Consider the following 25,592-nt stretch of genomic DNA (forward strand, 5'->3'; position numbering starts at 1 on the left):
CAGCCTAATATGGGAACACCTCCTGTTGATATCAAATTAAAGGAGGGCCTTCCGCCAAAGCCAGAGACGATGCTGCGTTTGTTTTGCGAGAAATTTTTCAAAAATAAATTGGCGGTTGCCGGCTCTGTGATCTTATTGATCATTATCTTTTCAGCCATTTTCGCTCCAGTGATCGCTCCATATACACCAGAACAGCAAGATTTATTGAAGCGGCTCCAGCCGCCAAGTGCCGAGCATTTTATGGGCACTGACAAGTTTGGCCGCGATATTTTCTCAAGGGTGCTATATGGCGCGCGGGTCTCTTTATTGGTCGGTTTTGTCTCAGTGCTCGGTGCAATCACCATTGGTACTGTCGTTGGTGCGGTTGCGGGGTATTTCAAAGGGTTTGTTGATTCTTTGTTAATGAGGTTTGTAGATGTCGTGTTGTCGATTCCAGACATTTTTCTATTGATTACGCTCGTCACCATTTTCAAACCGGGCATTGATAAATTGATTTTAATCTTTGCTTTGACAGGCTGGACAACAACGGCCAGACTCATCCGCAGTGAATTCTTATCACTTCGAACAAGAGAATTCGTCCTCGCGGCGAGAACCATTGGAACGAAAAATCATGTCATCATCTTTTCGCATATTTTACCGAACTGTATCGGTCCTATTATTGTGTCAGCTACATTAAAAGTAGGCTCCGTCATTTTAGCTGAATCAACGCTCAGCTACCTTGGCTTTGGTATTCAGCCGCCAACGGCAAGCTGGGGCAACATGCTGCAAGACGCACAAAATTTCTCCATTATGGTGCAAGCTTGGTGGTACCCGCTTTTCCCAGGTTTATTCATTTTGCTGACTGTTTTATGCTTTAATTTTTTAGGAGATGGGCTGAGAGATGCGCTTGATCCTAAAAAGCTGAAGTAAAGTTTAAAAGGGCTCTGCGTTTCCTGAACGAAAGAAAGACATGAAGCTCATCATTCTCAGCTTGAAGTTTTGATAAAGTTGGAATAATTTCTCTATCCCTTGCCCATACTGTGGACAACAGTTTTTATAAAGTGAGGGATTGGTTATGTTATTTCTTCATGACGTATGGGTGAATTGGTTTGAAGGGGAAGAGAATGGCTACAATGTGTGTCATTTTCATGAGTGGCGTAAGGAGGACAGTGTTGAACTGTTAGATCAAGTGCCTTTACTTAAGGTGCAGAGCCCTTTGTTTGATTACATAGAGAATGATCTTTCAGAGCTGCCGAAGACGCTGCTAGAGTCTGTATTTGAGAAATCATATATTCGAAAAAATCATGAACGCCGTAAATTAGAGTATTGCTTTGTAGTCACCGACGGAATTCGAATCATTGCTGTAGATACGATAGGGTATTCCATACCTGTGAGAAAAAGCCGCTTGATTCCAAGGCAGGAGCAATTGGTGTATGAAATGGTGAAAGATGTGAAGGCAGAGGAATATGAATTTTCTAAGGACAGCCTTGAATCGACGAAAGAATATCACATTCTATCACTGCCGCCGCAGCATATCAGCGGATTAACGAGAAAAGAAAGACAGCTGAAACAGCTGATGTTTATGGCGCTCGATCAATTAAAAGGGCTCAAAAACAGGGCGGAGATTGCGTATTGGTATACGGAATGGAACCCGCGCATGTACAACCAAATCAAACGAATGTCTTTCGAAGAGATTTGGAACATGCTTTACAATGAAACGATTGATGGGTGGTCAGAGAATCATTTAGCCTTCTGTGAAAAAATGATTAAAGGGCAGCCTTTTTTCGAAAAGCTTTGGGAAATGGAAAACGAATCAAAAGTAAATTAGAAAAAGCTTGCAGCGGCAGTGCTGCAAGCTTTTTTTATTTGCGTTTTCTGCCAAGACCCATCGCATTCTCCATTTTTTTCAGCATTTTGTTTGCTGCGCGGTTTGCTTTTTCAGCACCTTCGTCTAGAATACGGTCAAGCTCGTCTGATTCAATGAGTTCGTAGTATCGATCTTGAATTGGTTTTAAAGCCTCAATGACAACGTTCGCAAGATCTCCTTTAAACTCACCATATCCTTTGCCTTCGTACTTTTGCTCCAGCTCAGCAATCGATATGTTGCCTAATACAGAATAAATCGTCAGCAAGTTGGCAATTCCAGGCTTGTTCTCTTTGTCATACCTCACGATGCCTTCTGAATCCGTCACAGCACTTTTAATTTTCTTTTCAAGCTGCTTTGGTTCATCTAATAAGGTAATGAAAGATTTTTGGTTCGGATCGGATTTGCTCATTTTTTTCGTTGGATCTGTTAAAGACATAATCCGTGCGCCTTCTTTTGGAATTTTCACTTCAGGCACAGTGAAGATGTCATTGTACTTTCGGTTAAAGCGTTCAGCGAGCGTTCTAGTCAATTCAAGATGCTGCTTTTGGTCTTCTCCAACAGGGACTAAATCAGTACCATATAATAAGATATCGCCAGCCATTAATGGGGGATACGTTAATAGGCCTGAAACAACTGCTTCTTTACCAGCGGATTTGTCCTTAAATTGGGTCATTCTTTCTAATTCCCCAATATAAGCAACACATTGAAGCATCCATCCTGCCTGGGCGTGAGCAGGTACCTCTGATTGGATAAACAATGTCGCTTTCTCTGGATCAAGACCAACAGCTAAATAAAGAGCTGCTAAGCTTCTAATATTTTGGCGGAGAGCTAATCGGTCCTGACTCACTGTAATCGCATGTTGATCCACGACACAAAAATAGCCATTATAGTCATGCTGCAAATCAACAAATTGCTTCATTGCTCCAATATAGTTCCCTAACGTGACAGAACCGCTCGGCTGAATGCCTGAAAAAATTGTCTTCTTTGTCATACTAAAACCTCTTTTCTTCAATATAAAAAGGCCCACCCATCACTTTTCAACAGAAAAGGGACGAATGAACCGTGGTACCACCCTTGTTATTTCACATAGAAATCACTCAAGACGTTGATAACGGAGACTGCTCCGTCTAAGCCTACTCACTTTTTTAGAAGTGTTCGGTTAGCTGCTCCAAAGCCCATTCCATACATGCCATTATCTGCTCACACCGGCCGCAGATTCTCTGTAAATGGTGAATATATGTACTCTTCTTTTTCATCGCAACAATATGTCTATCTATTATAAAGGATGACCATGAAAAAGTCACGAAGCCCTTATGTGACCTTCTCATCATGCCTATTGACACTTAAAATTTTAGATAAAATAACAAATATCTGTCAGAATTTTTTAAAAAAGGATGATTAATTATATGTATAAAACATTATTCCTGCTGAATTTGTTAAATTATTTTAATCAATTTACGCTTTAATTTGTTGAAGTGATTGAGACTTTAGTTTATAAAAATCCCTCTTTATCCCCATTTACGTTTTTAAAAAATATATGAAATTGATATTGCAATAAATTATTCTATTCATTATAATGAATTTGTTCACACGTTTGTGCTAGGCTCTTTACATAGTGAAAATTCAGAAAAAACAAAAGAAATAGAAAGTAAGCTATTCAGGGACTTTTTTACGCTATTTCTTAAATCTGAATCTCATCTTCTATCGAGACCTTTGAACTAAAAACATATTATAAGGGGGAATACAGTTGAAAAAGCGTTGGTCTGTTGTTACTTTAATGCTTATTTTCACACTTGTATTAAGCGCTTGTGGTTTCAGCGGAAACAAATCAGGCGACAGCACGAGCAGTTCTGGAGAGGCTAAAACAACATTAAATGTGAATATCTCCACTGAGCCTTTTTCTCTACATCCGGGATTGGCAAATGATTCAACTTCAGGTAGTGTCATCCGTCAGACTTTTGAAGGGTTAACAAGAATTAACGCTGAAGGAAAGCCAGAAAATGCAATGGCTTCTGATATCAAAACAAGTGCTGATGGTAAAACTTATACATTCACACTTCGTGATGCAAAATGGTCTAATGGCGACCCTGTAAAAGCAGAAGATTTCGAATATGCTTGGAAATGGGCATTAGATCCTAAAAATGAATCTCAATATGCTTACCAGCTTTACTATATTAAAGGTGCTGAAGCAGCGAACAAAGGGAAAGCGAAAGTTGCTGATGTTGGCATTAAAGCTAAAGACGACAAAACGCTTGTAGTTGAGCTAGAAAACCCAACACCGTTTTTTACTGAACTAACTGCATTCTATACTTATATGCCAGTCAACAAAAAAGTGGCTGAAAAGAATAAAAACTGGTACACAAATGCTGGTGAAAACTACGTATCTAACGGACCATTCGTTCTTTCTAAATGGAAACATGGCGGTTCTATCACGCTTGAAAAGAACAATGAATACTGGGATAAAGATACTGTGAAATTGAAAAAAATCAACATGTCTATGATCAAAGATACAAACACTGAGCTTAGCATGTTCAAAAAAGGCGAGCTTGACTGGGCTGGTTCTCCAACTGGAAGCCTTCCAACTGAGTCTTTAAAAACATTGAAAAAAGAAGGCGGTCTGAAAATCCAGACGATCGCTGGTATCTATAACTACAAATTCAACACAGAAGTAAAACCTTTAAACAATGCAAACATCCGTAAGGCCCTTGCATACTCAATCAACCGTCAAGCGATCGTTGACAAAATTACGCAAGGTGAACAAGTTCCAGCAATGGCAATCGTTCCACCAACAATGGAAGGATTCACAGATAACAAAACTGGCTACTTCAAAGATCACGATGTAGATACAGCTAAAAAGCTTCTTGAAAAAGGTGCGAAAGAATTAGGTTATAAGTCTGTTTCTGATCTTCCAACATTGAAACTTTCTTACAACACAGATGAAGGCCACCAAAAGATTGCTCAAGCAATTCAAGAAATGTGGAAAAAAGATTTAGGTGTGAAAGTTGAACTTGATAACTCTGAGTGGAACGTATACATCGACAAAATCCACAGCGGAGATTACCAAATCGGACGTATGGGCTGGTTAGGTGACTTCAACGATCCAGTGAACTTCCTTGAGCTTTACAAAGATAAAGACGGCGGAAACAACGACACTGGATGGGAAAGCAAAGAGTACAAACAATTGTTGAATGATTCTGCAAAAGAAACAGATAAAACGAAGCGTGAAGAAATGCTGAAAAAAGCAGAAGAAATCATCATCAACGATATGCCTATAGCACCAATTTACTTCTACACTCAGCTTTGGGTACAAGATCCAAAACTTAAAGGTGTAGTTGTATCTGGACTAGGTGATGTTCAATACAAATGGGCACATTTCGAAAAGTAAGAGTAATAGTGTAAGAGATCTACGGCAAGGATCTTAAGGTATATGGAGGATGTCTCTCCATATACCTTTCTTGCTGATTAGAGAAATTGTTGTAAAATCATGGAGGTGCAATTCCGTTGCTTAAATATATCGGTAAGCGATTAATATATATTTTAATCACACTGTTTGTTATTGTAACTGCAACTTTCTTTCTCATGCAGGCAGCACCTGGTGGTCCATTCTCTGGTGAGAAGAAACTTCCTGCTGAAATTGAAGCAAACCTAAACGAGCACTACGGATTGGACAAGCCCTTATTTGTTCAATATGTAAACTACCTAGGTTCAGTTGCAACATTAGATTTTGGTCCCTCATTTAAATATAAAGGACAAACCGTAAATGACTTAATCAGTTCTGGATTCCCCGTTTCCTTTACCCTCGGAATTGAGGCAATTCTCCTCGCATTAGCATTTGGTGTATTGTTTGGGGTCCTTGCAGCGCTCTATCATAACAAGTGGCAAGACTATACGATTGCCATTTTAACGATCTTTGGAATTTCAGTTCCAAGTTTCATTTTAGCGGCGCTACTACAATATGTATTTGCATCTGAGGCAAGTATTATAGCGATCTTCCCAGTTGCAGGATGGGAGTCTTGGGCAAGCACCGTACTACCTTCTATTGCACTTTCCTTCATGCCAATGGCATTTATCGCTAGACTTGCACGGTCAAGTATGCTTGAAGTACTAAATAGTGACTACATTAGAACGGCTAGAGCGAAAGGATTAACAAAATCTGCTGTGACGATCAAACACGCCATCCGAAACGCATTGTTACCTGTTATCACATACATGGGACCAATGGCTGCTTCAGTTTTAACAGGTAGTTTTGTCGTTGAGAAGATTTTTGGTATTCCTGGCTTAGGCTCTCACTTTGTCACAAGCATTACAAACCGTGATTACACCGTCATCATGGGTGTCACAGTCTTCTACAGTATTATTCTATTAATCAGTATTCTAGTCGTTGACGTCCTCTACGGTATTATCGATCCTAGAATTAAACTGACGAAGGCGAAGAAAGGGGTCTAACACATGGAAGAGATGAGAAAAGATTTATTTGTGCCTGCGACAGCTGACGCAGCAGAATCTGAAAAAATTTCTAAACCTAGTCTATCTTTATGGAAGGATGCCATGCTTCGCTTCCGTGCCAATAAACTTGCAATGGTTGGACTTACAATTATTTTTATTATCGTGATGCTGGCCATCTTTGTTCCGATGTTTTCTAAATACGATTACTCTACGACTGATTTGCTGAATGCTGACCAGCCGCCTTCAAAAGAACACTGGTTTGGTACAGATGATTTAGGACGTGACATGTTTGTCCGTACATGGGTCGGGGCAAGAATTTCGATCTTTATCGGGCTTGCTGCAGCGGTGCTTGACGTGATTATCGGTATTATCTGGGGAAGTATTGCTGCATTCAAAGGCGGCCGTACAGATGAAGTGATGATGCGTATCGCAGACGTTTTATGGGCAATTCCAACACTATTAATGGTTATCTTAATGATGGTTGTTCTGCCAAAAGGATTATTAACGATTATCCTCGCTATGACAGTCGTAGGCTGGATTAACATGGCACGTATTGTTCGGGGACAGGTTTTACAATTAAAGAGTCAAGAATACGTTCTTGCAGCACAAACATTAGGTGCGAAAACATCTAGACTTTTATTTAAACACTTAATTCCAAACTCAATGGGACCAATCCTTGTGACGATGACATTAACGATTCCTTCTGCTATCTTCACAGAGGCATTCCTAAGCTACCTAGGGCTTGGTGTACCGGCTCCGTTAGCGAGCTGGGGAACAATGGCGTCTGACGGAATTCCAGCCATGACGTATTACCCTTGGAGATTATGGTTCCCAGCCGCATTTATCTGTATTACAATGTTTGGTTTTAACGTGGTTGGAGACGGACTAAGAGACGCTTTAGATCCGAAGTTGCGTAAATAAGGAGTGATTAGGATGGAACGTGAACGTATTCTAGAGGTGAAAGACCTTGCAATCTCATTTAAAACATATGGTGGAGAGGTTCAAGCCATTCGTGGTGTGAACTTCCACTTAAATAAAGGCGAGACACTTGCTATTGTAGGTGAATCTGGCTCTGGTAAAAGTGTGACATCACAAGCGATCATGAGATTAATTCCGATGCCGCCGGGTTATTTCAAGCGCGGACAGATCCTGTTTGATGGCCAAGATATTGTCAAGAAAACTGAAAAACAAATGCAAACCATTCGAGGAAAAGATATCTCAATGATCTTCCAAGATCCGATGACGTCTTTGAATCCAACGATGAAAGTCGGGAAACAAATTACAGAAGTGCTGTTCAAGCATGAACAAATTTCAAAAGAAGCGGCTGAAAAAAGAGCCATTGAACTATTGGAGCTCGTTGGAATTCCAATGCCTGAAAAAAGAATTAAACAATATCCGCACGAATTTAGTGGCGGGATGAGACAAAGGGTTGTCATCGCCATGGCGCTTGCAGCAGATCCAAAGCTGCTGATTGCCGATGAGCCGACGACTGCACTTGATGTAACAATTCAAGCACAAATTTTAGAATTAATGAAAGAAATTCAGCAAAAGGTTGACACTTCGATTATCTTTATTACGCATGATCTAGGTGTTGTTGCCAACGTCGCTGATCGTGTAGCTGTTATGTATGCAGGACAGATTGTGGAGACAGGGACTGTCGATGAAATTTTCTACAATCCTAAGCATCCGTATACATGGGGACTTTTAGCATCCATGCCGAGTCTTGACACAGATGGCGGAGATGAAGGAAAGCTGACTGCCATTCCAGGAACACCGCCAGATCTGACAAACCCGCCGAAAGGAGATGCATTTGCACTCCGCAGCGATTATGCAATGAAAATTGACTTTGAACAAGAACCGCCAATGTTCAAAGTATCAGATACGCATTATGTGAAATCATGGCTACTTCATCCGAATGCACCTAAAGTTGAACCGCCTGCTTCTGTAAAGGCGAGAATGCGTGAACTAGAAGGTAGCTACGAAAAACCTGTATTAGTAAAAGAGGGTGAATAGCATGGCAGAAAAACTGTTAGAAATCAAAAATTTGAAGCAGCATTTCCATACAGCAAGAGGAACTGTGAAAGCAGTTGATGGGGTTTCATTTGATATTTACAAAGGTGAAACGCTTGGTCTTGTAGGTGAGTCTGGTTGTGGTAAATCCACTACGGGCCGTTCGATCATTAGACTTTATGATGCGACAGATGGTGAAGTTCTTTATAAGGGAGAAAATGTACACGGGAAGAAATCAAGACAAAAAATGCTTGAGTTCAACCGTCAAATGCAGATGATCTTCCAAGATCCATATGCTTCACTCAACCCTAGAATGACAGTGCTTGATATCATTGCAGAGGGCATCGACATTCATGGCCTTGCAAAAACAAAACAGGCGCGTAAAGAGCGTGTGTACCAATTACTTGAAACTGTTGGCTTGAACAAAGAGCACGCGAACAGATACCCGCATGAATTCTCAGGCGGTCAAAGGCAGCGTATCGGAATTGCCCGTGCATTAGCAGTAGAGCCGGATTTCATCATCGCCGATGAACCAATCTCTGCATTAGACGTGTCGATCCAAGCGCAGGTCGTCAATTTATTGAAAGAGCTTCAAGAGGAAAAAGGTTTAACGTACTTATTCATTGCCCATGACTTGTCCATGGTAAAATACATCAGCGATCGTATCGGTGTGATGTATTTTGGAAAATTGGTTGAGCTGGCACCAGCGAATGAATTATACGAAAACCCGCTTCATCCATATACAAAATCATTGCTGTCTGCGATTCCGCTTCCAGATCCTGATTATGAGCGTAACCGCAAACGAATCAAGTATGATCCATCTGTTCACAAAGGAACAAACACCGAGTTCCGTGAAGTGAAGCCAGGTCATTTTGTGAGCTGCACAGAGGAAGAATTCAAAGAGCTTCAGGCGAAACAATCATAAGAAGAAAGAAGCACTGCTAAGTCAGTGCTTCTTTTATTTGGATCTGGTTTCATATATTAGAAAGTGTCACTCATCAAAAAGAAATAAACTCAATCATAGGTGAAGTGATAATGAGGAGTTTAATTCAAAATAAGGAAAAATATGATACGCTTAAGTAATGAAAGTTCAAATTGTATACTATTTCGTTTGGGGGAGGACAATTGGAAAAAATAACATTATCAAATGGAGAAACAGTTGAAGTCGAGTGTCTTAGTTGTGCTTTAACGAATGGATTAGTTGAACCAGAAGGTGGTGTGGTTATTGAAACAGAGTACTTTCACGCCCATCAAGATGTCGCTTATCCAATCAGAGGGCTAATAATTTTAGCTTCAAAAAGACACATCAAATGTTTAGATGATTTAACTAATTCGGAAAGATTAGACTACATAGACGTTTTAGCAAAGATAAGAAAAGCACAAAGAACCGCTTTAGGGATAGAACATGTCTATTATTTTTACAACGAAGATACAACCCATCATTTTCATACTTGGATGGTACCAAGATATGAATGGATGTATAACTTCGGGCGTTCAGTTGAATCAGTCCGACCAGTATTACTTCACGCTAGAAATGAAATGAACACTAAAGAAAATATTTTAGAAGTTAAGGAAGCCATCAACATTCTGACCAAAGAATTAAACAAATAAAAGGAGGGAAAAATAGGATGTTGAGATGGAAAACCTTTCGTTATTCATTGCTTCATGTTCTCATTGTATTCATGCTTTTTTCAACGTCTTTTTTCAGGAAACCAAACGGAGGAAAGTGGATGCTCGCGTTTATGGTACTCATTGGGATTGTGTCTTTTTCAATGGAATATATGCTTAACCGAAAGACAAGCGGTCAGAAGCAAGAAGCATGGCGCGTAAAATATCTTTATTTCATTATGCTTCAAATTGCGATGACAATTATCCTGTTTGTCTGTATTCAACTCGTCATGAATCGTTCGTTATAAAACTTTTTTTGCGTTAATTGAAAAAAAGTGAAACTACTTAAGACTTTGCTGCGTCTTACTAGTACAGGCGTTTAAATAGCAGGAAATCGGGAATATCTAAGGAAGTGGTTCTTAACTATAGCATAAGGAGCAGATCCATGAATTGGTATGAAAAGCTCAGTGAATACTTCCCGATAGAAGAAATGAAATCAAAAGAGCATATGGAAGCTTTATTAAAGGAAAGAAGTGATATTTATCATAAGGAAGAAGGACCTCATCATGTGATGATGTACGCCGAATTTGATTCTTTCATCTTTATTGATTATTTATTTGTTTCCAAAGATGCAAGAGGTGAAGGCCTCGGGTCAAAGCTTATTCATAAGCTGAAGGAAAAAAAGAAACCGATCTTGCTTGAGGTTGAGCCTGTAGATGAAGATGATGCAGATACTGCAAAACGCCTAAAGTTTTACCAAAGAGAGCACTTCAAGCATGCAGAATCAATCGGTTATAAACGCAGGTCACTTGCAACAAATGAAGTGAACCGCATGGAAATTCTTTATTGGTCGCCTCTTACAAATCATGAGGAAGAGATCATGGAAGCCATGAGGAAGACCTATGAACGAATCCATACGTATAAAGATGAAGAATGGTATGGACAATCGTATGAGGATGTTGATGATGTATTGAAGATCATTGAAAATAGAAAGCAAAAAAATATTTTCGATCATCTCGAGTAAATGAGAATGTTCTGACATCCAGCAGCACGACAAAATGAATGAAATTGTCTAGTTTTTGTCACAAAAATTGCAAGAAAATCTGTTCACACTTACTTTTTTATAGTATAATCACTATAAAGATTACTTATTTAGAACAATTTTAATTTAAGAATACAGATCAATATTCATTCTACAAATTGAGGAGTGAAGATTTATGGTAACATTATACACATCACCAAGCTGTACATCATGTAGAAAAGCAAGAGCGTGGTTAGAAGAGCACAATATCCCATATCAAGAGAGAAACATTTTTTCTGAGCCTCTTTCAATCGATGAAATCAAAGAAATTCTTCGAATGACAGAAGACGGTACAGACGAAATTATCTCAACACGTTCAAAAGTATTCCAAAAACTAAATGTCAATGTTGAGACAATGCCGCTTCAACAATTGTATAAACTAATCAATGAGCATCCAGGTCTTTTGCGTCGTCCAATTATCTTGGATGAAAAAAGATTACAAGTTGGGTACAATGAAGATGAAATTAGACGTTTCTTACCAAGAACGGTTCGTACATTCCAACTAAGAGAAGCTCAGCGACTTGCTAACTAATAAAAACATAAAAAGCTGCCGATCATTTGGCAGCTTTTTTTATTTATTTTCAGCCGTTTGTTCGTAAAAGAGGCTCGCTAATATGACCACTATGACGGTTAAAAACGGAAGCATCAATTCAAGCGTGGCATGCTGTGCCATAAATTCAGCCAATTTCACATCACGCACAATCATTTCACCCCCTGTAAAGGCCAAGAGAGCACTTCCTCCGTATAAAAGAAACGGAAATTTTGTTAAAGCTGCATGAATCAGCTTGCTTCCCCAAATAATAATCGGTACAGAAATCATGAGGCCAAAAGCGGTCAGAAGCATGTTGCCTTTTGCTGCACCTGCAACTGCGATGACATTATCAAGTGACATAAAGAGGTCGGCAATCACAATGGTTTGAACCGCACGCCAAAGGGAGCCGCTGCTCTTTATCCGAATGGATTCCTTCTTTTGTTCAATTAACAGATTGTATCCTATATAAAGGAGAAAAAGACCGCCAATAAACTGCAAATAAGGGATAGTCAATAAATAAACGGCGGCACCAGTCATTGTAATTCTCATCAGCACGGCTAAAAGGGTGCCGATCCAAATGGCTTTATTGCGTTTGTCATGTGATAAACTGCGACTCGCCATCGCAATAATGAGCGCATTATCTCCGCCTAAAATTAGGTCTATGCCAATAATCATCAGTAAGGATACGATCCACTCTGTTTCCATCTATTTCACCTCATGTCCCAAATAGAGCTCGTACAACCAATATATGAGGACAATTCAAATATATGTTTCTGCAAGTTTTCTCTGCAAAAAATGCGTTTTTATTTCTTTTATTCATGTTTTATCATAAAATAGACAGTACGAAGCAATACCTCAATTCTTTAAACGGTTAACATGTAGACGGAACGGGTAAAGTGTAGTAAAGTACTATTAATTGGGAGCTTGTATGTCCCTTCAACATCTTATATAGAAGGGAAGGTTGGCAAAATGGAAATCGAAAGAATAAATGAACATACAGTCAAATTTTATATTTCCTACGGTGATATTGAAGATCGCGGATTTGACCGTGAAGAGATCTGGTACAATCGTGAGCGCAGTGAAGAGCTGTTTTGGGAAGTAATGGACGAAGTGCACGAAGAAGAAGAATTTGCAGTAGAGGGACCGCTTTGGATTCAAGTACAGGCACTTGACAAAGGTCTTGAAATTGTCGTGACAAAAGCCCAACTTTCTAAAGATGGACAAAAGCTCGAATTGCCGATTCCAGAAGATAAAAAAGATCAAACAGATGAAGAAAGCTTAGACGCACTGCTTGATGATTTTCATAAAGAAGAGCAAGATCAAGAAGACCATAATGAGAAGGACAAAAAACTTCAACTTCAATTCGTATTGAAAATGGATGACTTTGAAGATTTGATTGCACTTTCTCAATTAAATATGCAGGATTTTACCACAAGTTTATATTCGTTTGAAAACCGTTATTATCTATATGTTGACTTCCACGAGGATTTGTCAGATGAGCAAGTGGAGAATAAGCTCAGCATTTTGCTTGAATATGCTCATGAATCAGTGGTCAGCATCTACAGACTGAAAGAATACGGTCAGCTGATTATCGAAGGGAATGCCCTTGAAACGATTCAACAGCACTTCTCGTAACTAACAAAAAGTCGATTTCTATAGAGGAATCGGCTTTTTTATCTGAATGAATAGATAAATAAAGAGATCGGCAAGGAGAAAAATGAAATGAGAAATGTAGTCAAAGTTCTATTTTTTCTAATCATTACGGTAGGTGCTTATTTAATTATCCAATTGATTGTCGGTGATTTAGCGGTAAGTGTATTAAGTTCTGTGAGTGTTCTATTTACTTTATCGATTATTTTCATCGGATTTGTTATTTTCTTGGAGAACCGGAATCCGTCTCAAACGATTACATGGCTTGTCCTGCTTGGCAGCTTTCCGTTATTCGGCTTTTTGTTCTACATTTTCTTTGGACGCAATATCAAAAAGCGCCGGCTGTTTGAAAAGAAGGCGGTATTGGACGAGAAATTAATTCAGGAAGATGAACGTATCCATAGAGAAGCGATTGAAAAAATGACGCATATGGGTGATCATCAGCAGCTCTTATTTAAGCTGGCCCACAGACTCGGACATACTCCTATTACATATCGCACGTCCTCTAAAGTCTTAACCAATGGTGAAGAAACATTCTCTCATATTTTTGAAGAGATTAAAAAAGCAACTCATCACATTCATTTAGAATATTACATTCTCCGCCACGACGACCTTGGCCAAGAATTAAAGGACATTCTCATTGAAAAAGCGAAAAATGGCGTGATTGTCCGCTTTTTATATGACGATGTAGGAAGCTTAAAGCTCTCCCGTCAATATATTGCTGACCTAGAAAAGGCTGGCGTTCAGATTGTTCCGTTTTTACCAGTAAGGCTCCCCCTTTTAAATAATAAAATCAACTTCCGAAATCATAGAAAAATTGTCGTAATTGATGGGGAAGTGGGATTTGTCGGCGGGCTTAACATTGGAGACGAATACATGGGCAGAAGCAGACAATATGGATTTTGGCGTGATACTCATTTGATGATTAAGGGCGAAGCTGTTCGTGACCTCCAGCAGATTTTCATGCAGGATTGGTACTATATGACGAATGAAAGATGCTCTGGTGTGGACTATTTCAAAGATTTCAGCCACCTTGAGAGTACAACAGAAGGCGTACAAATGATTGCTGGCGGGCCTGACAAGCAGTGGGAGGTCATTAAAAATCTCTTTTTCTCCATGATCATCTCCGCCAAAAAGTCCATCTGGATCGCTTCACCGTATTTTGTGCCGGATGATGATATTTTGTCCGCATTGAAAATTGCCGCATTGAGCGGAGTAGAAGTACGGATTATTGCTCCAAAGAATCCAGATAAACGGATTGTTTTCCATGCATCTCGTTCATACTTCCCGGAGCTTCTTGACGCAGGAGCAAAGGTATACGAGTATGATCAAGGCTTTATGCATAGTAAATTTATTATTGTGGATAGCGAGCTGGCTTCGATAGGAACGGCAAACATGGATATGAGAAGCTTTCATTTGAACTTTGAAGTGAATGCCTTCCTCTATAAAACAAAAAGCACCGAGAAGCTCGTCAATGATTTCTTAGGTGATTTAGAGCAGTCACATGAAATTGTTCCAGAAGAGTTTGCAAAGAGACCCTTGGGGGTCAGACTGTTTGAATCAACAGCAAGATTATTATCACCACTTTTATAAAGATTGTATTTTCCCCCTTTTCTATAAGGGGGATTTTTGATTTTACTAAGGAAATGATCAGTAAAATCATCTTTTGACACGATAAAAATTCATTTTGTCTATTCGCTTCCTTAAAGACGAACAAGCTATAATACGCTCATCAAAGAGCGAGGGGCGAACTGAATGAATGCAGCAATTATGGATAACGGTAAGCTTATCCGAATGACACATCATCTATCGAAAAGCCGTTTGGAGCATGTAAGAACGACGTGCAAATTTTATTGTCCTGAGTGCAGGGAGGAAGTGCAATTAAAGCTAGGGGAGCATCGTGTCTATCATTTTGCGCATAAACAGCTGACAGCATGTCCGTTAGCTTCAGGCGAAACGGCTTATCATCAGGCGGGAAAGGAAGCCATTATGAATTGGCTGAAGGGGCTTGGACATAGACCGGCGCTGGAAAAGTATATGTCAAATATTCATCAGCGTCCTGATGTGACCGTCTCTATAGGAAATGAAAACTATGCAATTGAATTTCAATGTGCAAATATTTCCCGGCAAGAGCTTCGCAGAAGAACAGCAGGTCTCCGCGAGGCAGGGCTCTTTCCCATATGGATGATAGGGGCAAATCGTTTAAACCGAAAATCTGCCCAGCTTTTTTCTTTCTCCTCCATTCATTGGGGAATTTTAAGGGAATCAGAGGAAAGGCGCTTGATTTTTTTCTGCCCGATCCAGAAAAGGTTCATCCATCTTGATCAATTCCTCGTGTTTCAACCAACGAAAATATGTGCGGCCATGACTGTCAGACCACCTTCAGCATACCGTGATATTCCGGCACTTCTATCTCTGCCTTCCAGCAAGCGACAAGTAAACCAACAATGGATTAAATGTATACAGCAATTTAGGCAGCGTCCTCCTCGCAGTTTATCAAATGAAAGCAAACGTTTGAGAAATATTTTTTATGAGCATCATCATACGGCATTCCCTTTTTTGCCAACTGAATTATTTATTCCGGTGCAAGAAGCGTATATCTTTACAAGTCCCGTGTATGTTTGGCAAGGGTGTCTCTATGATTGGATGATGCGGAAAAAAGGAAGCGGAAGAGTGACGATTCAACAGCTGATGATGGAAATCAATCGCTGTGTGCAAATGAAAGAAGTGAAACTCCGATATGGCGATGTTTCAAGAGAAGAAATAAAAGAGGTGGTCACTGCATATGTAAATGCGCTTGTAAGACAAGGGTTTTTACATATGACGAAAGAGGGTAATTATGAAGTATCGTCGAATCAAATGCCTATACGAACACTAGATGAAGTGTTAAAACGAGATGCTTTCTTATTTCATTAGCATGTTTCATGACCACTTTGATCATGATAAGAAAAAGGTGGTGTTGCTATTGAATCAAAAGAAACGCTTTTTCCTCATTTTTTTAGTCTGTTTGGTATTTATTTCTGCATATGATTTGACAAATATAGTTCAAAACAAAGAAGATAAATACAACACCAATTTCTTTCACTTTCCGAAAGGTTGGTTTAACACAACTCATGCAAGGGGGATTCATATGACTTCACAAAACAAAAACAATCATTTACCAGACAGAAGCGAAGTAAAAGAAGAAAACAAATGGCGTCTTGAAGATATTTTTGAAAGCGTCGATGCATGGAACAAGGAATTCGAAGCGGTCAAAAAAGAAATTCCGAAGCTGGCCCAGTTTAAAGGAAAGCTGGCCCATTCTGCTGATGTTCTGTATGAAGCCCTCACCTTTCAGGATCAACTTTCTGAAAAGCTTGGCAAGCTTTATACATATGCGCACATGAAATATGATGAAGATACAACGAACTCATCATTTCAGGCGTTAAATGATAAGGCATCGAATCTATTTACACAGCTGTCTAGTACATCTGCTTATATTGTTCCAGAGATTTTATCGATCCAAGAAGATAAATTGCAGCAATTCATACTAGAAAAAGAAGAATTAAAACTGTATTCACATGCTCTCGAAGAAATTAATAAAGAGCGTCCACATATATTAAGTGAAGAGCAAGAAGCTTTATTAGCTGAGGCATCTGAACCACTTTCATCTTCATCTACTACCTTTAGTATGTTTAACAACGCCGATATTTCGTTCCCTTCTGTAAAGGATGAGAATGGGGAGGAAAAGAAGATTACCCACGGCAACTTCATCACATTTTTAAATAGTGATGATCGTGAAGTGAGAAGAAATGCCTTTAAAGCTGTGTATAAAACGTATGATCAGTATAAGAATACACTTGCTTCTACACTGAGCGGTTCGATTAAAAAGGATAATTTTTATGCAAAAGTGCGAAATTACAAATCCGCAAGAGAAGCAGCATTATCACGAAACAGTATCCCGGAAGAAGTGTATGACAATCTAATTGATACAGTTCATCAATATTTACCGTTATTACACCGCTATATTGAATTGCGTAAAAAGGTATTAAAGCTTGATGAAGTGCACAATTACGACTTGTATACACCACTTGTGAAAGATGCTGGCATGAAGCTCACCTATGATGAAGCAAAGGATTATATGCTGAAAGGGTTAGCGCCATTAGGAGAAGAATATGTGTCCGTGTTAAAAGAAGGACTCGACAATCGCTGGGTAGACGTTTATGAGAATAAAGGGAAACGAAGCGGTGCTTATTCATCTGGGAGCTATGGTACAAATCCATATATCCTCATGAACTGGCAAAATAATATTGATAATTTGTTTACACTCGCTCACGAATTTGGGCATTCTGTACACAGCTACTATACAAGAAAGCACCAGCCATATCCGTATGGAAACTATAGTATCTTTGTAGCTGAAGTGGCTTCCACTACAAATGAAGCGTTACTAGGCGAATACCTGCTCAATCATTTAGACGATAAAAAGCAGCGTTTGTATGTGTTAAACCACTTGTTAGAAGGATTTAGAGGAACGGTATTCAGACAAACGATGTTTGCTGAGTTTGAGCATCTTATTCATGTGAAAGCACAAGAAGGAGAGGCTTTAACGCCAGAATTTATGACAAACCTTTATTACGACCTGAACAAGAAGTACTTTGGTGACGGCATGGTGGTTGATAAGGAAATTGGATTAGAGTGGACGAGAATCCCTCATTTTTATTACAACTATTATGTGTATCAATACGCGACAGGCTATAGTGCGGCGCAGGCATTAAGCAAGCAAATCTTACAAGAAGGAAAACCAGCGGTAGAGCGCTACACCGATTTCCTTAAAGCAGGAAGCTCTGATTATCCAATCAATGTGCTGAAAAAAGCAGGGGTTGATATGGCTTCTAAAGAACCAATCGAAGCAGCATGTCAATTGTTCGAAGAAAAACTAAAAGAAATGGAAGAGCTCATCTCCAAAACAGGTGAGTAATGAAAAGACTTCTGTCAGACGTGTGAGTGCTATCTCATCTTTTGACAGGAGTTTTTTTCTCATAAAAAAAGACCTCTTCAGATGTCGAGGCCGTTCCTTGTCAATCATCAACCTTTAAAACCTCTAAAGGTCTTACGGTGATTCATTCGATAAAGCGTAAAAAGAATCGAAGCAAATAAGAGTGGAGACGTCAAATAAAGAGGAAGCATCTTCATTAAGCCTAATATATTTAAAAAGAAACATAAGCCAATGGCAACAAGTCCAATAGTTGTGCTGCGCATGCAGATCCCCCCATTTTTTTGTTACTTTTACTATATGAAAGTGACAACCCTCTTATGTTTTGTGACAAAAATATGAACATATAGTATATCTGTTGTCATAAGTCGACAAAATTTGATATACTACAGATGTGAAATTAATCACATACAAACATTACCCCTTTGTTTGACCGTGAAAAATTTCTCCCATCCCCTTTGTTGTCGTTAAGACATAGTGAAACCGCGCTTATCCCGGCGCGGTTTCTTCGTGTTTATAAATGGAACGAATGTTCCTTTTTGGAGTAAAGAAAAACATGGGTCAGCACCCATGTTCATTTTCACAGCGATAGACATCAAGATCTGTATGGTGGTCATTCTCTTTATAGCGCCAAAACATTTCTTGCTGCACTTGTACACGTTCTACCTTTTGAGCGAAAGCCAGCTTCTTCATTTCTCGTTCAACTTCTTCAAGCGTCAGGTCATAGACAACGGCTATCTCTTTTGCGGAAGCAAATTGAAAGTAAGCAATAAACCATTCAATTGGAGGACGTTCTGATGGTGTTGGTTTTTCACCAATCATTTCAAAAAGGATTTCCTCGTATATATCATAAGAGTAGGCACCTGAAATTTTTAATCCTTCATCTCCATTTACGGTATTAAAAAAGGCGAAGGTCGGAAGCTCAGATACGTCCATTTCAGCTGCAATTTTCATATCACATTGCAGTGCTTTCACAGCACTTTGAGAATGAATGTCGCGCTGGAATTCCTCGATGTCCAGACCAGCACTTTTTGCATTTTCTATCAGTACCTGCTCACTTGTGACATCTTGCTGATGGCAAAAAAGTGATTCTTGAATAAGACGCAAAAATTTCATTCCGCATTTTCTGCCTTGAAGCTCCGCTGCTTTTAGTGCGAGTGAGGCGAGGTAGGGTGATGTCACAATTTGTTCAGACAGCATTTGTTCTTTTTTAGTCTGCGTTTTAGTGGCAAATTTCCCCCATGCTTCAGTCAGTAAATGTTTCTTTCTTTTCCGATTCAAAGCATTAATACTAGAACTTGTTACCGTTCGTAAAGTGAAAAAACGGCCATATTTCATTTTCAACTTTTTAATGGATGGCTCTAATAACCAGCAGTCTGGGCTTAGAGGATCAATGAATACATAGATTTCAATCGGCTTTTGAGGATGTCCGTGACAGTGTGAGAAATATTGATCGTGCGTATTGCAGCTCAAGATCGTCCATCCTTTTCAGGTGTTTGGTTGACCATATGACGAGCCGTCAGAGAAAGCCGTTCAAATAAAAAGTCACGAATATCGCCGGTTAATCCTACTTGATCCATTGCATCCTCCATGCATTCAAGCCATGCGTCAGCCCGCTCCTCAGTAATCGGAAAAGGGAGGTGTCTCGCCCGCAGCATTGGGTGGCCATGCTCTTCTGTATAAAGCGGTGGTCCGCCTAAATATTGCGTTAAAAACTGTTTTTGTTTTCTTGCTGTTTCTTTTAAGTCATCCGGGAAAATAGGATGAAGCAAAGGATGACACTTTACATTTTCATAAAAAGTATCAACAAGTTGCGATAGAAGTTCCTCTCCAACCGCTTCGTAAGGTGCGTTAAACGATTGTACCATGTTGACTACTCCTTTTACTCGTAGTTAATAGGATGACTCACCCTATTGCGCATTTCATTTATTTCAAAAGTGATATTCAGTTTGTTCTATTTTATTGTTTCTATTCTTGTACTTATTTTAACAACCTCATCTCAATTCCACAAACAAACCGCTTTGGTCTGCTCAAAATAAAGAGAGAATCGGATTCTGTGATCAATTGACCATATCATAACACATTCAGTCAAAAAAGGGGGAAAAGCGACATACAAAAAACCGAAGAGGTTATTCTCTTCGGTTTAAGCGAAATATTGAGCTGTGATTTTCTTGACATAATTTTGTGTTTCTTTAAATGGAGGAATGCCCCCGTATTTATCTACATTTCCTGAGCCTGCATTATAGGCAGCTAAGGCGAGTGAGATATTTCCGTTATATTTATTGAGCATTTGTTTTAAATACTTCGTTCCGCCTTCAATGTTTTGGGACGCATCAAAGGCATTGTTGACGCCAAGTGATTTAGCAGTAGATGGCATGAGCTGCATGAGTCCAAGCGCACCTGCATGGCTGACAGCATTTGAGCGGTAGCCGGATTCCTGCTTGATGACCGCGTGAATCAGCTTTTCGGGAACGCCATGCTTTTGAGCCATTTGTGACACGATTTGATTAATCTCTTTTGATGATGAGCTACTTGAGACAGCCTTTTGAAGCGGCGGCGTGTAGCTGTTGTTTAAGACATTTCCAATGCCATTCGCTGTATTTAATTGATTGTCATTTGCATATAAAGATTGGGCCTCAAGCTGATCACTGCCGGAAGTGGCAGATAAATATGGGTTTGTACGCGCATATTGCGTGTTTGGAGCCGTTGATGGATCCGTGCCCAAAAAAGCTGAGATGGAAAGCGGGAGACGTAATAATTCCGATCCGCCTAAAAAATCTTGCAGCAGCGACTGAAATGAAGCTTGGGCATTCGATTCTTGACCCCCAGACATTTGCGTTTGTGCTGGATCTGTCTGTAACGTTTTAAGCGCTTGAAGCTGCATAAAGGATTGAAGTTGATTGACGTTCATCATGTTCCTCCTTCAAGGAATTCATCTATTCTGTGTTTTCATTTTTTCTTCATAAAAACGAACGACTTTGTTTTTCGTGTTTCGTACTGGAATATGAAATTTGCGGAGCAATTCGGAGAAAGCGGCTTGTCCGATTTCCAGGTCGCTCACTTCAAATTCAAGTTCATAGTCCTCTACTGTTAAATATCGGCTGTGATCCAAAACAATTAAGCCTTCTTGGATCATTTTTTCTGCTCTTGACGTTTCAAGTGAACCAAAGTACACAATTTGATCCTTTAGAATGTTCAGGTGGTCTAATCTGTCTGCAACTTCACCTTCTGGCAGCTTAAAATCGTCAAGTTGAGAAGGGGGAGCAATCGTTTGGTGGGTTTCGAGCAAGCCTATTTCATGTGGTTCCTTTAATGTGAGCACCCATTGACCGTTTTTTTCTCTCATTCTTAATGCAGCCAATTGAGATTTTATATCAAATTGAGGTGTATCAAAATAATAGTTGGTTTGCGTATGGAAATCCGCATCCTTCAATTGAAAATGCTGTTTCAGCTGTTCAAATTCTTCTTTCATTAATAATTGCTTTAGTTCGATTTCAATTTCCTGTGCCATTTGACATCAACCTTTCATTAGAGGAAATATGATTATTGTACATGAAGTGTGTTCAACATGTAAAAGACTGTTTTTTTCTCTCTATTTTCAATTTAGGTATGGACAAAATGAATGAAGAATCTTGGGAAAGGATCATTTAAAAGAGAAAAACAGGATTTTCTCAAAAAGTTCGGTTTATCAATATTGAACTTGATATGATAAAATAAAGCTGTACTTTGTTGTAAAGGAGATCATGATGCAAAACAGAATTGAAATCACAGAAGCAACTTTAAAAGAAGACAGGCTGATTTTGACAATCCAGTCAGAAGAGCAAATCCAAAAAGCAAAAGCATCAGGACAAATGCTTGTTGATTCTGATCACTTTGCGTTCGTTTACATACTTGAAACCGAGGAGTCCTTTTCGTATCTTATTTTAGGGGAACATACATGGGCTCCATTAAAAGAAGCAATGAATCGTGACATCCCTGTCTATTTGGCATCAGATGAACATTCACTGGAACTCATTCAGCTTCAACAGGAATTACATTATTTAATCGACAATATTAAAGACAATGCCAATTACGGAGATATGGAAGAGAAAGTGAAAAGCACATTCCTCTGAAATAATTAGGTATATGGAATTGGGGGAAGTTTCATGGACAAAAAACAATGGGATCAATTCCTCGCACCGTATAAACAAGCAGTCGAAGAACTAAAAGTGAAACTAAAAGGCATTCGAAAGCTGTATGAATTCGAGGATGACCATTCACCAGTAGAATTTGTCACAGGCCGAGTGAAACCCGTTGCCAGCATATTAGAAAAGGCAAAGCGTAAAAACATCCCGATGCATGAGATTGAAACGATGCAGGATATTGCTGGGCTTCGCATTATGTGCCAGTTTGTAGAAGATATACAAGTCGTGAAAAAAATGCTCCAGTCACGTAAAGATTTTGTGGTTGTAGATAAACGCGACTATATTGCAGAACATAAAGAAAGCGGATACCGCTCTTACCACCTTGTTGTGTTATATCCGCTGCAAACCGTAAGCGGAGAGAAACAGCTCCTCGTCGAAATCCAAATTCGTACGCTTGCGATGAACTTTTGGGCGACCATTGAGCATTCTCTGAATTATAAATATAGCGGGAACATCCCGGAGAAGGTCAAGCTGCGCCTTCAAAGAGCATCTGAGGCAGCTTCTCGTCTCGATGAAGAAATGTCCGAAATTAGAGGGGAAATTCAAGAAGCACAAGTGGCATTTTCCCGGAAAAAGAAAAACGACAGCTGAGCCAGTTTGATCAAATATGATGCTGCCCTCTCATAGCAGCAAGGTGAAAAAGGAGAAGAATTCATGAAATTTGCAGTTTCTTCAAAAGGGAATTCTGTATCTGACACGCTCAAAAGTAAAATTCAGACCTACTTATTGGATTTTGGTATGGAACTAAATGAAGAGGAACCGGATCTTGTCATTACGGTTGGTGGAGACGGCACCCTTCTTTATGCGTTTCACCGTTATAGCGATCGTCTAAATGAAACGGCTTTTGTCGGTGTTCATACAGGTCATCTTGGCTTTTATGCTGACTGGGTGCCGAGTGAAATTGAAAAACTCGTCTTAGCCATTGCGAAAACGCCTTATCATATTGTGGAATATCCGATCTTAGAAGTCATTGTCAGATACAACGACGGCGGCAGAGAAGAGAAATATTTAGCAATGAATGAATGTACAATTAAAAGTATGGAAGGGACACTTGTGGCAGATGTTGAAATCAGAGGCCAGCTGTTTGAAACATTTAGAGGTGACGGTCTTTGTTTGTCTACACCATCTGGCAGTACGGCCTATAATAAGGCACTAGGTGGCGCCATTATTCACCCTTCCATTAGAGCCATTCAGCTGGCAGAAATGGCTTCAATCAACAACCGAGTGTTTCGGACGGTCGGTTCACCGCTTATTTTGCCTGACCACCATACTTGTGTGATTAAGCCGAGGAATGATGTGGATTTTCAGGTGACCATTGATCATTTAACACTGCTTCATAAAGACGTCAAATCCATTCAATGCCGGGTGGCAGACGAGAATGTCCGTTTTGCCAGATTTAGACCGTTTCCGTTTTGGAAAAGGGTGCAAGATTCCTTTATCGGAAAAGGAGAATAAGAAAGAGGTTGTTCCCGCTGGAATACTTTACGTTAAACAAAACCATAACAGCCAAAGAAGAAGGGCTGCTTTTAAAGGAATATTTAATTGATCTTGGCATTTCGAAAAGAATGCTGACAGATATTAAGTTTGCTGGCGGTGACCTCCTCATTAATGGAGAGCATGTTACCGTGAAGTGCGAGCTGCATGAAGGGGACAGGCTCACCATTTTATTTCCCGAGGAAAAAGTGAGTGAAGGACTAAAGCCTGCACCGATTCCACTTGATATTATATTTGAGGACGAGCATGTCCTTGTGCTGAATAAAAGGCCGTATATTCCTTCAATCCCTTCTCGGGAGCACCCTGAGCACAGTATTGCGAATGGATTGCTGCATCATTATGCCAAGCAGTCTGTTCGGCATACGGTCCATTTGGTGAACCGTCTTGATCGTGACACATCTGGCGTCATGCTTGTGGCGAAGCATCGCTTTGCCCATAGCCTTTTATCAAAGGCGCAAAAAAGTGGAGCGGTTAAGCGAACATACAGAGCGTTTACACATGGCATGATCACAGAAAAACATGGAACGATCGCTGCAAAAATTGCCCGAAAAGGGGATAGTATTATCGAGCGGATGGTTGATGATACTGGGCAGGACGCAGTGACGCATTATTTCGTGCGAGCGGTAATCGCTGAGTTGAACATGTCGGATGTGTCTCTCTCACTTGAAACTGGGAGAACACATCAAATTCGTGTTCATATGCAATTTCTTGGGCATCCGCTCATCGGAGATACGCTGTATGGCGGAACGACCGAGCGGATAGACCGGCAGGCACTGCATAGTGAAACCCTTGTATTTCCTCATCCGATGACAGGTGAGCAAATGACATTTTCAGCCCCGCTTCCTGATGATATGAAATCATTGCTTTTTTAAATAGAGAAACCCGGTCACCTGCAGCGCAGGGCCGGGTTTTTTTATGATGTGAAATGCTGAAACCTTGAATCGTCATAAGGCATAGATGAAGGAACAGAGACTGTTTTAAGCTCAGGGTATGTGAGGGCAGACAGCTGGTTGCCAAATACGCAGCCTGTGTCAATATTGACGGTTCTGCCAACGAACCGAGGTTCTTTTACTGGTGTATGGCCATACACAATCCACGGTTTTCCGTGATACTCCTTTGCCCAGTCCTTCCGAACAGGCCGTCCATCTGGCCATGTTTCTCCAGTGACGGCACCAAATAATAGATAGGACCGCATCTGTTTATTCGGCTTTTTTCCAATATCCTTTTCCTTCATCGCTGCGTGTGCAATGATCAGCTCATCAGGAATGAGTACATCATAAAGCGGAGCCTTCTCGAATAACTGCTTAAATTCATGTGACAATTTGTTTTGTTCGTGAATTGGCAGTTTTTTTACTTCGTTCACTGTGGTTTCGATGCCATGAAGCAATTTGACGGGATTTCCTTTTAAGTAACGATAAAGCTTAAAGCAATGGTTGCCAGGTACATAGCGGATTGCGCCGTGTGAATAGGCATGAATGACAAATCGCATGACGTCTACTGACTGAGGTCCACGATCTGTTAGATCACCAACAAGGGCCAGCGTTCTCTTATCAGGATGGACGGGTAATCCATGTTTGAGTTCATATCCTAGTTTGTGTATGAGGGTAAGCAGCTCTTCGTAGCAGCCGTGGATATCGCCAATAATATCGAATTTCATAAGGTTTCCTCCTGATTTTTTTCATCCATTCGTCGGATATAAAGAAGTTTGAATTTTAGAAAATATAACGAATGGCTTTCATTTCATTTGGGCAATTGTTAGAATCAATGCT

At 39.9% G+C, this 25,592-nt stretch carries 27 protein-coding genes and 1 other annotated feature; of the genes, 19 read left to right on the forward strand and 8 right to left on the reverse strand.

Annotated features, from left to right (window positions below; genetic code table 11):
- The first annotated feature begins 9 nt into the window (after nt 1-9).
- Both opp4C and NST65_RS05545 read left to right on the forward strand, forming a co-directional pair.
- A complete protein-coding gene (gene opp4C / locus NST65_RS05540) occupies nt 10-909 on the forward strand; it encodes an oligopeptide ABC transporter permease (RefSeq protein WP_111927227.1) in 900 nt (299 codons plus the stop codon).
- 145 nt (nt 910-1,054) lie between these two features.
- Nucleotides 1,055-1,807 carry a YjbA family protein gene (locus NST65_RS05545; protein ID WP_024426484.1) on the forward strand — a complete coding sequence of 251 codons (753 nt, stop codon included), beginning with the start codon at nt 1,055-1,057 and terminating at the stop codon, nt 1,805-1,807.
- Between the two features lie 34 nt (nt 1,808-1,841).
- On the opposite strand, the gene trpS is transcribed toward NST65_RS05545, so the two are convergent.
- Entirely contained in the window at nt 1,842-2,837 is a 996-nt protein-coding gene (gene trpS, locus NST65_RS05550; protein ID WP_065214229.1) for a tryptophan--tRNA ligase, read from the reverse strand.
- A 53-nt stretch (nt 2,838-2,890) separates the two neighbouring features.
- Nucleotides 2,891-3,111 (reverse strand) — a binding site (T-box leader).
- A gap of 482 nt (nt 3,112-3,593) precedes the next feature.
- Between trpS and NST65_RS05555 the strand changes: the two genes are divergently transcribed.
- The 9 genes from NST65_RS05555 to spxA all read left to right on the forward strand — a co-directional run bounded on the left by NST65_RS05555 (nt 3,594) and on the right by spxA (nt 11,523).
- Nucleotides 3,594-5,231, forward strand: coding sequence for a peptide ABC transporter substrate-binding protein (locus tag NST65_RS05555; RefSeq protein ID WP_034282068.1), 1,638 nt, complete (start codon nt 3,594-3,596; stop codon nt 5,229-5,231).
- 116 nt (nt 5,232-5,347) lie between these two features.
- Entirely contained in the window at nt 5,348-6,292 is a 945-nt protein-coding gene (locus NST65_RS05560) for an ABC transporter permease (protein ID WP_024425044.1), read from the forward strand.
- 3 nt (nt 6,293-6,295) lie between these two features.
- Nucleotides 6,296-7,213 carry an ABC transporter permease gene (locus tag NST65_RS05565; RefSeq protein ID WP_024425043.1) on the forward strand — a complete coding sequence of 306 codons (918 nt, stop codon included), beginning with the start codon at nt 6,296-6,298 and terminating at the stop codon, nt 7,211-7,213.
- 3 nt (nt 7,214-7,216) lie between these two features.
- Complete coding sequence (locus NST65_RS05570) at nt 7,217-8,305, forward strand: ABC transporter ATP-binding protein (protein WP_087975602.1); 1,089 nt, start codon at nt 7,217-7,219, stop codon at nt 8,303-8,305.
- Between the two features lies 1 nt (nt 8,306).
- Nucleotides 8,307-9,227 carry an ATP-binding cassette domain-containing protein gene (locus tag NST65_RS05575; RefSeq protein WP_024425041.1) on the forward strand — a complete coding sequence of 307 codons (921 nt, stop codon included), beginning with the start codon at nt 8,307-8,309 and terminating at the stop codon, nt 9,225-9,227.
- A 200-nt stretch (nt 9,228-9,427) separates the two neighbouring features.
- On the forward strand, nt 9,428-9,913 hold the full coding sequence (locus NST65_RS05580; protein WP_041117126.1) for a diadenosine tetraphosphate hydrolase: 486 nt from the start codon (nt 9,428-9,430) through the stop codon (nt 9,911-9,913).
- Between the two features lie 17 nt (nt 9,914-9,930).
- Nucleotides 9,931-10,218 carry a hypothetical protein gene (locus NST65_RS05585; RefSeq protein WP_111927229.1) on the forward strand — a complete coding sequence of 96 codons (288 nt, stop codon included), beginning with the start codon at nt 9,931-9,933 and terminating at the stop codon, nt 10,216-10,218.
- Between the two features lie 137 nt (nt 10,219-10,355).
- Nucleotides 10,356-10,934 (forward strand): GNAT family N-acetyltransferase, encoded by a 579-nt coding sequence (locus NST65_RS05590; protein ID WP_034282062.1) that lies wholly within the window; start codon nt 10,356-10,358, stop codon nt 10,932-10,934.
- Between the two features lie 193 nt (nt 10,935-11,127).
- A complete protein-coding gene (gene spxA / locus NST65_RS05595) occupies nt 11,128-11,523 on the forward strand; it encodes a transcriptional regulator SpxA (RefSeq protein WP_003211421.1) in 396 nt (131 codons plus the stop codon).
- A gap of 39 nt (nt 11,524-11,562) precedes the next feature.
- Here spxA and NST65_RS05600 read toward each other — a convergent pair whose 3' ends face one another.
- The gene (locus NST65_RS05600; RefSeq protein ID WP_034282060.1) at nt 11,563-12,228 is read right to left on the reverse strand and encodes a TerC family protein; all 666 of its coding nucleotides are present in this window, start codon (nt 12,226-12,228) and stop codon (nt 11,563-11,565) included.
- Between the two features lie 264 nt (nt 12,229-12,492).
- On the opposite strand from NST65_RS05600, the gene mecA reads away from it, so the two are divergent.
- From mecA to pepF, 4 genes are all read left to right on the forward strand, one after another.
- A complete protein-coding gene (mecA, locus tag NST65_RS05605) occupies nt 12,493-13,158 on the forward strand; it encodes an adaptor protein MecA (protein WP_024425038.1) in 666 nt (221 codons plus the stop codon).
- Between the two features lie 87 nt (nt 13,159-13,245).
- Entirely contained in the window at nt 13,246-14,766 is a 1,521-nt protein-coding gene (cls, locus tag NST65_RS05610) for a cardiolipin synthase (protein ID WP_342489346.1), read from the forward strand.
- Nucleotides 14,767-14,928: 162 nt separating this feature from the next.
- Nucleotides 14,929-16,089, forward strand: a complete 1,161-nt coding sequence (locus NST65_RS05615) for a competence protein CoiA family protein (RefSeq protein ID WP_111927231.1) — start codon at nt 14,929-14,931, stop codon at nt 16,087-16,089.
- A gap of 214 nt (nt 16,090-16,303) precedes the next feature.
- Nucleotides 16,304-18,130 (forward strand): oligoendopeptidase F, encoded by a 1,827-nt coding sequence (pepF, locus tag NST65_RS05620; protein ID WP_309300292.1) that lies wholly within the window; start codon nt 16,304-16,306, stop codon nt 18,128-18,130.
- A 107-nt stretch (nt 18,131-18,237) separates the two neighbouring features.
- On the opposite strand, the gene NST65_RS05625 is transcribed toward pepF, so the two are convergent.
- From NST65_RS05625 to NST65_RS05645, 5 genes are all read right to left on the reverse strand, one after another.
- The gene (locus tag NST65_RS05625) at nt 18,238-18,411 is read right to left on the reverse strand and encodes a hypothetical protein (protein WP_024425034.1); all 174 of its coding nucleotides are present in this window, start codon (nt 18,409-18,411) and stop codon (nt 18,238-18,240) included.
- Between the two features lie 295 nt (nt 18,412-18,706).
- Nucleotides 18,707-19,618, reverse strand: a complete 912-nt coding sequence (locus tag NST65_RS05630; RefSeq protein WP_024425033.1) for a ClpXP adapter SpxH family protein — start codon at nt 19,616-19,618, stop codon at nt 18,707-18,709.
- Nucleotides 19,615-20,013, reverse strand: a complete 399-nt coding sequence (locus NST65_RS05635; protein ID WP_008355333.1) for a thiol management oxidoreductase — start codon at nt 20,011-20,013, stop codon at nt 19,615-19,617. Before NST65_RS05635 ends, NST65_RS05630 begins: the two co-directional genes overlap by 4 nt.
- Before the next feature lie 275 nt (nt 20,014-20,288).
- Nucleotides 20,289-21,056 carry a lytic transglycosylase domain-containing protein gene (locus tag NST65_RS05640; protein WP_111927233.1) on the reverse strand — a complete coding sequence of 256 codons (768 nt, stop codon included), beginning with the start codon at nt 21,054-21,056 and terminating at the stop codon, nt 20,289-20,291.
- Nucleotides 21,057-21,077: 21 nt separating this feature from the next.
- The gene (locus tag NST65_RS05645; RefSeq protein ID WP_111927235.1) at nt 21,078-21,656 is read right to left on the reverse strand and encodes a CYTH domain-containing protein; all 579 of its coding nucleotides are present in this window, start codon (nt 21,654-21,656) and stop codon (nt 21,078-21,080) included.
- 235 nt (nt 21,657-21,891) lie between these two features.
- Between NST65_RS05645 and NST65_RS05650 the strand changes: the two genes are divergently transcribed.
- The 4 genes from NST65_RS05650 (at nt 21,892) to NST65_RS05665 (ending at nt 24,695) form a co-directional block, all read left to right on the forward strand.
- Nucleotides 21,892-22,257 (forward strand): hypothetical protein, encoded by a 366-nt coding sequence (locus tag NST65_RS05650; RefSeq protein ID WP_034282045.1) that lies wholly within the window; start codon nt 21,892-21,894, stop codon nt 22,255-22,257.
- Nucleotides 22,258-22,290: 33 nt separating this feature from the next.
- The gene (locus NST65_RS05655; RefSeq protein ID WP_024425028.1) at nt 22,291-22,920 is read left to right on the forward strand and encodes a GTP pyrophosphokinase family protein; all 630 of its coding nucleotides are present in this window, start codon (nt 22,291-22,293) and stop codon (nt 22,918-22,920) included.
- Between the two features lie 63 nt (nt 22,921-22,983).
- A complete protein-coding gene (locus NST65_RS05660) occupies nt 22,984-23,784 on the forward strand; it encodes an NAD kinase (RefSeq protein ID WP_003211364.1) in 801 nt (266 codons plus the stop codon).
- Nucleotides 23,785-23,801: 17 nt separating this feature from the next.
- Nucleotides 23,802-24,695 (forward strand): RluA family pseudouridine synthase, encoded by an 894-nt coding sequence (locus tag NST65_RS05665; RefSeq protein ID WP_065214459.1) that lies wholly within the window; start codon nt 23,802-23,804, stop codon nt 24,693-24,695.
- A gap of 41 nt (nt 24,696-24,736) precedes the next feature.
- On the opposite strand, the gene prpE is transcribed toward NST65_RS05665, so the two are convergent.
- Nucleotides 24,737-25,480: a bis(5'-nucleosyl)-tetraphosphatase PrpE gene (gene prpE, locus NST65_RS05670; protein WP_081124261.1), complete on the reverse strand. Its 744-nt coding sequence runs from the start codon at nt 25,478-25,480 to the stop codon at nt 24,737-24,739.
- Nucleotides 25,481-25,592: the final 112 nt, after the last annotated feature.

Origin of the sequence: Bacillus sp. FSL P4-0248 (assembly GCF_038593305.1) — a bacterium.
Taxonomy (GTDB): domain Bacteria; phylum Bacillota; class Bacilli; order Bacillales; family Bacillaceae; genus Bacillus; species Bacillus safensis.

Excerpts from the sequence above, each read along its gene's own strand:
- NST65_RS05635 (WP_008355333.1), bottom strand. The coding sequence starts at position 20,013 with ATGGTACAATCGTTTAACGCACCTTACGAAGCGGTTGGAGAGGAACTT.
- NST65_RS05585 (WP_111927229.1), top strand. The coding sequence starts at position 9,931 with ATGTTGAGATGGAAAACCTTTCGTTATTCATTGCTTCATGTTCTCATT.
- opp4C (WP_111927227.1), top strand. The coding sequence starts at position 10 with ATGGGAACACCTCCTGTTGATATCAAATTAAAGGAGGGCCTTCCGCCA.
- NST65_RS05660 (WP_003211364.1), top strand. The coding sequence starts at position 22,984 with ATGAAATTTGCAGTTTCTTCAAAAGGGAATTCTGTATCTGACACGCTC.
- NST65_RS05575 (WP_024425041.1), top strand. The coding sequence starts at position 8,307 with ATGGCAGAAAAACTGTTAGAAATCAAAAATTTGAAGCAGCATTTCCAT.
- mecA (WP_024425038.1), top strand. The coding sequence starts at position 12,493 with ATGGAAATCGAAAGAATAAATGAACATACAGTCAAATTTTATATTTCC.
- NST65_RS05600 (WP_034282060.1), bottom strand. The coding sequence starts at position 12,228 with ATGGAAACAGAGTGGATCGTATCCTTACTGATGATTATTGGCATAGAC.
- NST65_RS05640 (WP_111927233.1), bottom strand. The coding sequence starts at position 21,056 with ATGAACGTCAATCAACTTCAATCCTTTATGCAGCTTCAAGCGCTTAAA.
- NST65_RS05565 (WP_024425043.1), top strand. The coding sequence starts at position 6,296 with ATGGAAGAGATGAGAAAAGATTTATTTGTGCCTGCGACAGCTGACGCA.
- cls (WP_342489346.1), top strand. The coding sequence starts at position 13,246 with ATGAGAAATGTAGTCAAAGTTCTATTTTTTCTAATCATTACGGTAGGT.
- pepF (WP_309300292.1), top strand. The coding sequence starts at position 16,304 with ATGACTTCACAAAACAAAAACAATCATTTACCAGACAGAAGCGAAGTA.
- NST65_RS05650 (WP_034282045.1), top strand. The coding sequence starts at position 21,892 with ATGCAAAACAGAATTGAAATCACAGAAGCAACTTTAAAAGAAGACAGG.
- spxA (WP_003211421.1), top strand. The coding sequence starts at position 11,128 with ATGGTAACATTATACACATCACCAAGCTGTACATCATGTAGAAAAGCA.
- NST65_RS05645 (WP_111927235.1), bottom strand. The coding sequence starts at position 21,656 with ATGGCACAGGAAATTGAAATCGAACTAAAGCAATTATTAATGAAAGAA.
- NST65_RS05545 (WP_024426484.1), top strand. The coding sequence starts at position 1,055 with ATGTTATTTCTTCATGACGTATGGGTGAATTGGTTTGAAGGGGAAGAG.
- NST65_RS05625 (WP_024425034.1), bottom strand. The coding sequence starts at position 18,411 with ATGCGCAGCACAACTATTGGACTTGTTGCCATTGGCTTATGTTTCTTT.
- NST65_RS05615 (WP_111927231.1), top strand. The coding sequence starts at position 14,929 with ATGAATGCAGCAATTATGGATAACGGTAAGCTTATCCGAATGACACAT.
- NST65_RS05655 (WP_024425028.1), top strand. The coding sequence starts at position 22,291 with ATGGACAAAAAACAATGGGATCAATTCCTCGCACCGTATAAACAAGCA.
- prpE (WP_081124261.1), bottom strand. The coding sequence starts at position 25,480 with ATGAAATTCGATATTATTGGCGATATCCACGGCTGCTACGAAGAGCTG.
- trpS (WP_065214229.1), bottom strand. The coding sequence starts at position 2,837 with ATGACAAAGAAGACAATTTTTTCAGGCATTCAGCCGAGCGGTTCTGTC.
- NST65_RS05590 (WP_034282062.1), top strand. The coding sequence starts at position 10,356 with ATGAATTGGTATGAAAAGCTCAGTGAATACTTCCCGATAGAAGAAATG.